The 8,176-nt window shown below is 70.8% G+C and carries 7 protein-coding genes and 2 pseudogenes; 3 read left to right on the top strand and 6 right to left on the bottom strand.

The features are described 5' to 3' along the window. A pseudogene (locus VGZ32_RS05665) lies at window positions 1-335 on the top strand (protoporphyrinogen oxidase); the annotation flags it as partial. 59 nt (window positions 336-394) lie between these two features. Beyond that, on the top strand, window positions 395-1,117 hold the full coding sequence (gene hemQ, locus VGZ32_RS05660) for a hydrogen peroxide-dependent heme synthase (protein ID WP_349263495.1): 723 nt from the start codon (window positions 395-397) through the stop codon (window positions 1,115-1,117). A gap of 45 nt (window positions 1,118-1,162) precedes the next feature. On the opposite strand, the gene VGZ32_RS05655 is transcribed toward hemQ, so the two are convergent. The 6 genes from VGZ32_RS05655 to VGZ32_RS05630 all read right to left on the bottom strand — a co-directional run bounded on the left by VGZ32_RS05655 (window position 1,163) and on the right by VGZ32_RS05630 (window position 6,934). Further along, window positions 1,163-2,191 carry an agmatine deiminase family protein gene (locus tag VGZ32_RS05655; protein ID WP_326884753.1) on the bottom strand — a complete coding sequence of 343 codons (1,029 nt, stop codon included), beginning with the start codon at window positions 2,189-2,191 and terminating at the stop codon, window positions 1,163-1,165. 66 nt (window positions 2,192-2,257) lie between these two features. Beyond that, complete coding sequence (locus VGZ32_RS05650; RefSeq protein WP_326884752.1) at window positions 2,258-3,955, bottom strand: urease subunit alpha; 1,698 nt, start codon at window positions 3,953-3,955, stop codon at window positions 2,258-2,260. Then, the gene (gene ureA / locus VGZ32_RS05645; RefSeq protein WP_326884751.1) at window positions 3,952-4,671 is read right to left on the bottom strand and encodes an urease subunit gamma; all 720 of its coding nucleotides are present in this window, start codon (window positions 4,669-4,671) and stop codon (window positions 3,952-3,954) included. The genes VGZ32_RS05650 and ureA overlap by 4 nt, the downstream gene beginning before the upstream one ends. A 186-nt stretch (window positions 4,672-4,857) precedes the next feature. Further along, on the bottom strand, window positions 4,858-5,250 hold the full coding sequence (locus tag VGZ32_RS05640) for an MmcQ/YjbR family DNA-binding protein (RefSeq protein ID WP_326884750.1): 393 nt from the start codon (window positions 5,248-5,250) through the stop codon (window positions 4,858-4,860). Between the two features lie 391 nt (window positions 5,251-5,641). Next, window positions 5,642-6,049: a peptide-methionine (R)-S-oxide reductase MsrB gene (gene msrB, locus VGZ32_RS05635; protein ID WP_326884749.1), complete on the bottom strand. Its 408-nt coding sequence runs from the start codon at window positions 6,047-6,049 to the stop codon at window positions 5,642-5,644. A gap of 123 nt (window positions 6,050-6,172) precedes the next feature. Beyond that, on the bottom strand, window positions 6,173-6,934 hold the full coding sequence (locus VGZ32_RS05630) for a pyrimidine reductase family protein (protein WP_326884748.1): 762 nt from the start codon (window positions 6,932-6,934) through the stop codon (window positions 6,173-6,175). 522 nt (window positions 6,935-7,456) lie between these two features. On the opposite strand from VGZ32_RS05630, the pseudogene VGZ32_RS05625 reads away from it, so the two are divergent. Then, window positions 7,457-8,176 (top strand): annotated as a pseudogene (locus tag VGZ32_RS05625) (hypothetical protein); the annotation flags it as partial.

Below are 8,176 nucleotides of genomic sequence, written 5' to 3'. Positions count from 1 at the left end.
GCGAGGAAGGGCTGCTACAGCGGGCCGACGACGAACTCGCCGCGCTGGCCGCCGCGGAACTCGCGGAGGCGACCGGGGAGCGGGGCGCGCCGAGTGCCACCAGGGTGACCCGCTGGGGCGGCGCCCTGCCCCAGTACACGGTCGGGCACCTGGACCGGGTAGCCACGATACGCGCGACGGTGGCGGCCCAGCCTGGGCTCGCCGTCTGCGGCGCGGCGTACGACGGGGTGGGCATACCCGCCTGCGTCGCGACGGCGCGCGATGCGGCCAGCCAGGTGATGACGTTCCTCGCGGCCAGGCCATCGGCAGATGACAACACCGGTGCGGTCCGGTGATCGCCGTGGCCGACAATGGTGGCATGGCTGACGAACAAGGGATGGCTGGCCCGGGCGGCATGAGTACCGAGGCCGCGGGGACGGCGCGCAAGCCGAAGGCCCGTGATCTCAACGAACTGGTCCGGTACACGATGTGGTCGGTATTCCGGGTGGCCGACCGGGTCGCGCTTGAGTCAGGCGGCCTCGGCAATGCCGCCGCCGAGGTGAGCGACCTGCTTGACCAGGCGGCGGGCAAGGGCACCGTCACCCGCGGCTGCTACGACGTCCAGGGTCTCCGGGCGGATGCGGACTTCATGTTCTGGTGGGTGGCGCCGAGCCCGGATGACCTGCAGGACCTGTATGTGCGGTTCCGCCGGACCCGCCTCGGGCGCTGCAGCGAGCCGGTCTGGTCGGTGATGGCGCTGCATCGTCCGGCCGAGTTCAACAAGAGTCATGTCCCTGCCTTCGTGGCGGAAGAGGAGCCGCGCGCGTACGTGAGCGTGTACCCGTTCGTGCGCTCCTACCAGTGGTACCTGCTGGATCCGGCGGAGCGGCGGCGGCTGCTCGCCGAGCACGGGATGATGGCGCGCGAGTATCCGGACGTGCGGGCCAACACGGTCGCCTGCTTCTCGCTTAACGACTACGAGTGGATCCTTGCGTTCGAAGCTGACGAGCTGCACCGGATCGTGGACCTGATGCGCCACCTGCGCAGCTCGGAGACGCGTCGGCACGTGCGCGTCGAAGTGCCCTTCTTCACCGGGCGCCGCCGCTCGGTCTCGGAGATCGTGGACGCGCTGCCGTAGCCGACGGCGGCGCGACGGCAGCGCGACGACGTCCGGCCCGGGCGGTCAGACCCGAGGCTGCTGCTGGGTGATGCAGTGGATGCCGCCGCCGCGGGCGAAGAGCGGGCGGGCGTCGACGAACTCGATCTTCCGCTCGGGCAGCAGTTTCGCGAACACCTCCGCGGCGGCCTCGTCGCGCGGATCGCCGAAGCCGCACAGCAGCGCCAGGCCGTTGGCCAGGTAGTGGTTGATGTACGAGTAGTCCACCGGCTCGCCGTCCTCTTCCAGCGTGGTCGGCCCGAGCAGTTCGACCACCTCGAGGCGGCGGCCGCGGGCGTCGGTGGCGGCGCGCAGCATCGCCGCGTTCTCCCGGCAGACTTCGTGGTCGGGGTGGGCCGGGTCGGGCTGGCTGTGGACGACGACGACGCCGGGCTTGACGAACGCCGCGACGATGTCCACATGGCCGCGGGTGCCGAACTCGCCGTAGTCGCGGGTCAGGCCGCGCGGCAGCCAGATCACTTTGCGGACCCCGAGGAAGCCGCGCAGCTCGGCCTCGACCTGCTCGCGGGTCCAGCCCGGGTTGCGGCCCGGATCCAGCTGCACGGTCTCGGTGACCAGGACCGTGCCTTCGCCGTCCACATGGATGCCGCCGCCCTCGTTGACCATGCGGGAGGCGAAGCGGCGCGCCTCGGCCAGCTCCGCGACCGACTCGGCGATCTCGGCGTCCTTGCTCCAGGACGCCCAGGACTGCGCGCCCCAGCCGTTGAAGATCCAGTCCACCGCGGCCAGGTTCCCCCGGCCGTCGGTCAGGAACGTCGGGCCGATGTCCCGCATCCACGCGTCGTCCAGCGGCCGTTCGACCTGAGTCACCGCCGGGGCGAGCCACGTCCGGGCGGAGGCGGCGGCGCCCGGGTCCACCACCATCGTCAACGGTTCGTACCGGGCGATCGTGTTCGCGACCTGTGACCACGCGCGATAGGCCTCGGCCGGGTCGTTACCGAGCGTGTATCCCTCGGTGGGCCAGGCCATCCAGGTGCGCTCGTGCGGCAGCCACTCGGCCGGCATCGAGAAACCGTGGTCTGCGGGGGTCGTCATCCTGCGCGCTCCTACAGCGGTACGGGGTGCGGGGAACGGTGGTCGGGGAAATCGGGACGGGATCGACTACAGGAAATACAGCCGGGACAAGGACACGCGCTCGGAGGGGCCGGATTCGATCGGCTCGCCGTCGAGGGTGACCGCGCCGGTCGCGGGCGCCACCCGCACGGCCCCGGTGCGGGTGTTGCGGACCATCGCGCTCGGGCCGATGCCGCGGGTGCCGCGCACGGCCACCCGGCGCCGACGGGTCGGGAACAGATCCGCGGCGGCCTCGGCCGCGGCGCCCGCGACGAAGGCCACGGACAGGTCGGCGGCGGTCGCCCCGTGGCCCCCGAACTGCGGGCCGTACATCAGCGGCTCGCAGCGGTCCGTCGAGGCGTTCGGGTCGCCGACGACTCCGTACGCGGGGAAGCCTGCTTTCAGCACGAGCTGCGGCTTCGCGCCGAAGTACGCCGGGTGCCAGAGCACGATGTCCGCGAGCTTGCCCGGCTCGAGCGTGCCGATCTCGTGCGCGAGGCCGTGCGCGATCGCCGGGTTCACCGTCAGCTTCGCGATGTACCGCAGCACCCTGGCGTTGTCGTGGCGTGCGCCGCTCGGATCGACGGCCTCCGCGCCGAGCTGCCCCTTCATCTTGTCCGCGACCGCGAAGGTGCGCCGGACCGTTTCCCCGGCGCGGCCCATGCCCTGTGCGTCGGACGAGGTGATGGGGATGACGCCGAGGTCGTGCAGGACGTCCTCGGCGCCCATCGTCGAGGCACGGATCCGGTCCCGGGCCAGCGCCGCGTCCCCAGGCAGGTCCGGCTTGAGGCCGTGCGCCGACATGATCATGCCGAAGTGCTCGCCGACCGCGTCGCGTCCGAACGGGAGCGTCGGATTCGTCGAGGAGCCGATCACGTTCGGCTCGCCCGCTAGACGCAGCACGTTCGGCACGTGGCCGCCGCCGCAGCCCTCGATGTGGAAGGCGTGGATCGTGCGGCCCTCGAGCACGGCGAGGGTGTCCTCGACGCTCAGCGCCTCGTTCAGTCCGTCGGTGTGCAGCGCGACCTGGACGTCGTAGTCCTCTGCGACGCGCAGCGCCGTGTCGAGCGCCCGCGCGTGCGCACCCATGTCCTCGTGTACTTTGAAGCCGCTCGCGCCGCCCTCGACCAGCGCCTCGATCAGCGGCGCCGGATGGGAGGACGAGCCGCGCGCCAGGAAGCCGATGTTCACCGGCCAGGCGTCGAAGGCGTTGAAGGCGTGGCGCAGCGCCCAGGGCGAGTTGACCCCGACACCCCAGACCGGCCCGAACTCCTGTCCGATGATCGTGGTCACCCCGGAGGCGAGCGAGGCCTCCATGATGCGGGGCGACAACAGGTGCACGTGAGTGTCGATGGCCCCCGCGGTCGCGATCAGGCCTTCGCCGGAGACGATCGCGGTTCCGGTTCCTACGACGACGTCGACGCCGGAAAGCGTGTCCGGATTCCCGGCCCGCCCGATCGCGTGGATGCGCCCGCCGCGCACCCCGATCGAGGCCTTGCGCACCCCCGACACCGCGTCGATGATCAGCACGTTGCTGATCACCAAGTCACAGGTCTCCGCGACGGCCGCGGCCCTGAGGTGCAGCCCGTCGCGCGCGGTTTTGCCGAACCCGGCCAGGAACTCGTCGCCGGGCGCCTGCGCGTCGTGCTCGACCTCGACGATCAGGTCGGTGTCGCCGAGCCGCACCCGGTCGCCGACGCGTGGGCCGTGCACCGCGATGTAGTCGTGCGCGTTCAGGATGCTCACCGCGCCTCCTCCTGGTCCGGGCGCATGAGGTAGCCCTCCGCCTCGGCCCGCGCGAGCGCCGCATCCCGGGCGCCCGGAGCGTCCAGCGGACCGTCGACCAGACCGGAGAAGCCGATCGCGACCCGCCCGCCGCCGATCGGGACCAGCCCGACCTCGACCGGGACGCCGGGCTCGAAGCGGGTCGAGGAGCCGGCGGGGATGTCCAACCGCATCCCATACGCAGAACAACGGTCGAAGGCGAGGCGGCGGTTCACCTCGAAGAAGTGGAAGTGACTGGTCACCGAGATCGGCACGTCCCCGGTGTTGCGGACGGTCAGCCGCAGCACCTCCCGTTCGGCCGCGGCGGCTTCCTCCCGGGGGATCGCCGCCCCCGGCGCGCGCTCGCCGAGCGACCCCCGCCCCGGAGAATCCGCACGACGGAACGGATCGGTGACGACCGCCAGCCGGGTGCCGTCCTCGAAGACCGCCTCGACCTGGATCTCGGTGACGACGTCCGGAACGCCGGGCAGCACGTCGTCCACGCCCAGCACCGACCGCCCGGCCTCAACCGCCTCGGCCAGCCGCAGCCCGTCCCGCGCCGCCTCGCACACGGTGTCGGCGACGAGCGCGGTGGCCTCGGGCACGTTCAGCCGGAGCCCACGCTGCCGCCGGGCCCGCGCCAACTGCGCCGCGCCGAACAGCACCAGGCGGTCGCGTTCGGTGGGGGTCAGGCGCATCAGGGCAGCTCCGGGTCCGTACCAGCTGGTCGCGTCTAGCCAACCGCATCCCCCGGCGCGGCGCAAAGGATCAGCAGGATTCAGGCTGTGCCGAGTTCAACCCTCCGCCTGCCTGGTTGCAAAACCGGCCGACTGGGTGAGGCGGCCGAGTGAGGCGAGGTCAGGTCAGGTGGGGCGCCGACGCGGTCACTGCTCCCGCGTCTTGAGAAAGGCGTCGGCCACCCGTTTGGGTGCCATGCACAGCCAAGCCTCGGCCAGCGCGTCCGACAACTCCGCCTCGTCGATCGCCCCGAGCAGCACCAGTGCCGCCGGAAAGCCCGAGAAGTGCGGAATAGTGAAGTACACGGCGGGATCGGAGGCGATCAGCGCCTCCCGCAGCTCGATCTGTGCGATCCGCACGGCCAGGATGTCCCCGTCCGGCGCCGCGTCACCAAGGGCAGCCCGGTCCGCCTTCCCGAGCGGCCGCTCCCACGCGAACGGCTTGGTGCGTACCTTCCACACCGCGTTCGTCCGCCGGACCTCCTCAGTCGTCTCGGGCAGCGCCAAGGCGATCCGGCTCACGTCCTCCCACGTGGCCATGACGTCACTGTTTCGGCGAGCGTCGACAGTTCATGGAACGCTTTTACCACCTTGCTCGAGTGTTCGACCGCCAATCGCGGACGTTGCACAAGATCAGCTGAAACTCGCGATCAAGTGCGCCGACCTGCCGGGAGAAGTCCATAGCATCATCGCTATGGCTTGGGTGCTGTGGAATTGGAAGAGGAGGTCAGGCGGTTGCTGGAAGCTCTGCCGCCGCGTCATCCTGCTGACGGTGTTCCGCAAGACACGCATGCGCGATCCGCGGTGGCACGGTTCGAGGCGGGAGGCACGGTTCCGACGCTCCCCGTCCTCGAGCCTCGCCGAGGCACTCGATGCGCGCTTGACTGTGGAGATCAGGCCGCGCGCCTCGGCGGCCTGAACGCCGGTTCGGTCAGCTCTCCTTCGGCTCGAGGGTGAGGCTGATCGAGTTGATGCAGTAGCGCTGGTCGGTGGGGGTCGGGTAGCCCTCGCCCTCGAAGACGTGGCCCAGGTGGGAGCCGCAGCGGGCGCAGCGGACCTCCGTGCGGACCATGCCGAGGGCGCGGTCCTCGATCAGCTCGACGGCGGAGCTGTCGGCCGGGTCGTAGAAGGACGGCCAGCCGCAGTGCGAATGGAACTTGGTGTCGGAGCGGAACAACTCGTTGCCGCAGGCCCGGCACTTGTACACGCCGATGGTTTCGGTGTCCGTGTACTCGCCGGTGAAGGCCTGCTCGGTGCCCGCCTGGCGCAGCACGCGGTATTCGGCGGGGGAGAGCTCGGCACGCCACTCGTCCTCGGATTTGGTTACTTCATACCCCATGGTTCGAGGGTACGTCTCTGGGACGAGTGGGCGCGCGGGCGGCCGCGGGTGGTAAGCGGTCGGTAAGGCGCGACTGTCCGCGCCGTCCGTCCATCCATCCGCCCTTTCCCGCCCCGCGTGCTCCTACTGCTGCGGCTGTTGTTCGGGCGCGGTGAGGTAGCGGGCGAATAAGAACCCTTCCTCGACCAGCAGGGTGTGCAGGGTCACGGGCACCGCGGGATCCAGTTTCACCCCTTCGAGCAGGCGGAACGCCTCTCCTCCGCGCAGCTGGGGCGAGAGGGTGAGGCACAACTCGTCGAGGTAGCTGGCATGCGCGATGGCCGACAGCAGGTGCGGGCCGCCCTCGCACAGCAGCCGTCCCCGGCCCGACCCGGCGATGGTGTCGAGGGCCAGCGCCATGTCGACCCGGCCCTCCCCGGCGATGATCACCTCTCCGGCGGCGCGTGCGGCGGCGAGGCGGTCGGTCGGCGCGTCGGCGACCGTGATGGTGATCGTGGGGATGCGCGCCTCGGTGTACCGGGGCGAGTCGAAGTCGAGGTCGAGGCTCGCGCTCACCACGGCGTAGGAGGCGACCTCGGTCTGGCCGGCTTCCGCGCGCAGCGCCGCGAACTGGGGGCGCGGTGGGCTCGGCGGCTTGTCGTACCCCTCGACCCGCACGGTCGACGCGCCGACGACGATCACGTCCGCGAGGGCCCGCAGCACGCTCATCACCCGCTTGTCGGCGCTTCCGGACAAGCCGCCCGACTTGCCGTCGGCCTGGGCCGCGCCGTCCACCGAGGCGACCATGTTGGCCCTCATCCACCGGCGGGCGTGTCCCGGATACGCGTAGACGGCCGCGAGGTCGGGCTCGGCGTCACGACTCGTGCGGGGGATCAGCTGGCGCACGGAGGACAGCCTGGCACAGCCGGGACGTCGCCGCAGCCCGGCGGCCGATTCCCGGGGGTTTCACAAAAGCTGTCCAATGAACGCCTGTTTCGTCAGTAGTTGTTGACCGTACTGAAGCCCAGCGCTAATTTGCGCCTCAGTGTCCCGGACGCGCCAGCCCAAGCGCCTACGGGCGCTGAGTCACCCCCGGCGCGTCTCGCCGGGACCTCTAGAACGCGACACGGTCGGATCGGGCCCGGCTGCACGTCGCCCTTCAACGTGCACTCCGTTTCGTCGGCGTCGCGAGCACACGCACAGCGCACAAAGCCGCACCGGGCCGCGCCCCGGGGCGACGCGGCGATCCCGCGAGCCCCGATCCCGCGGGCCCGGCTCCCGTGCGTCGGCCGCACCCACAAGCGCCGCCGCCACACACGAGACAAGGGGTAAATGCACGTGACCCACACGTCGAGATCGACCGTGCGCCGTCGCGCACGGATAACGCTGGCAGCTGCAGCCAGCATCGCCCTGGGTGCCGGGATCGCGATGTCCGCGACCGCCGCCCAGGCCTCCACCCCCACTTCCTCGGCCGGCTCGATCAACAACCCGTACTCACCGGCCTACGGTCACCCGTACCGGCACGGCGCCCTGCCGACGATCTCCCAGCTGGCGAAGATGAACGCGTACTCGGCTGCGCACCCGCAGCTCGCTACGCCGAACGCGACCGGTCCGGAGACGTTGGCGTACGGCGGCGGCATCGACGGTATCGGCGTGATGAGCGGTCACGCGAAGGTGTACCTGGTGTTCTACGGCACTCAGTGGGGCACCCAGAGCACCAACAGCAGCGGTGACCTGACGTTCTCCGGGGACCCGGACGGCGGCGCGCCGGTCGCCCAGGAGATGTTCAAGGGCATCGGTACCGGTGGCGAGCTGTGGTCGGCCGGGCTGACCCAGTGGTGCGACGGCCCGAACGTGTCGTCCGGAGCGACCAGCTGCCCCAGCAATGCCAACTTCGTGCCGTATGACACGGGTGGCGCGCTGTCCGGCGTCTGGTACGACAACTCTGCGGCCTCCCCGGGTACGGCGTCCGGGCACCAGCTGGGCCAGGAGGCGGTCAACGCGGCGGCGCACTTCGGCAACACCACCGCAGCCTCCAACCGGTACTCGTACTACGTCATCCTCTCCCCGCACGGCACGAACCCGGACAGCTACCAGGGTGCGTACTGCGCGTGGCACGACTACAACGGTGACTCCACGTTGACCGGC

Source organism: Actinocrinis sp. (assembly GCF_035938995.1).
GTDB lineage: Bacteria > Actinomycetota > Actinomycetes > Streptomycetales > Catenulisporaceae > DASZGI01.
Note: the sequence above shows the minus strand (reverse complement) of the source record. Positions and strands in the feature narration are given on the sequence as shown.

Bases quoted from the DNA above. Each gene is read 5' to 3' on its own strand.
- VGZ32_RS05655 (WP_326884753.1), bottom strand. From the start codon at position 2,191: ATGACGACCCCCGCAGACCACGGTTTCTCGATGCCGGCCGAGTGGCTG.
- msrB (WP_326884749.1), bottom strand. From the start codon at position 6,049: ATGGGGTATGAAGTAACCAAATCCGAGGACGAGTGGCGTGCCGAGCTC.
- VGZ32_RS05640 (WP_326884750.1), bottom strand. From the start codon at position 5,250: ATGGCCACGTGGGAGGACGTGAGCCGGATCGCCTTGGCGCTGCCCGAG.
- ureA (WP_326884751.1), bottom strand. From the start codon at position 4,671: ATGCGCCTGACCCCCACCGAACGCGACCGCCTGGTGCTGTTCGGCGCG.
- hemQ (WP_349263495.1), top strand. From the start codon at position 395: ATGAGTACCGAGGCCGCGGGGACGGCGCGCAAGCCGAAGGCCCGTGAT.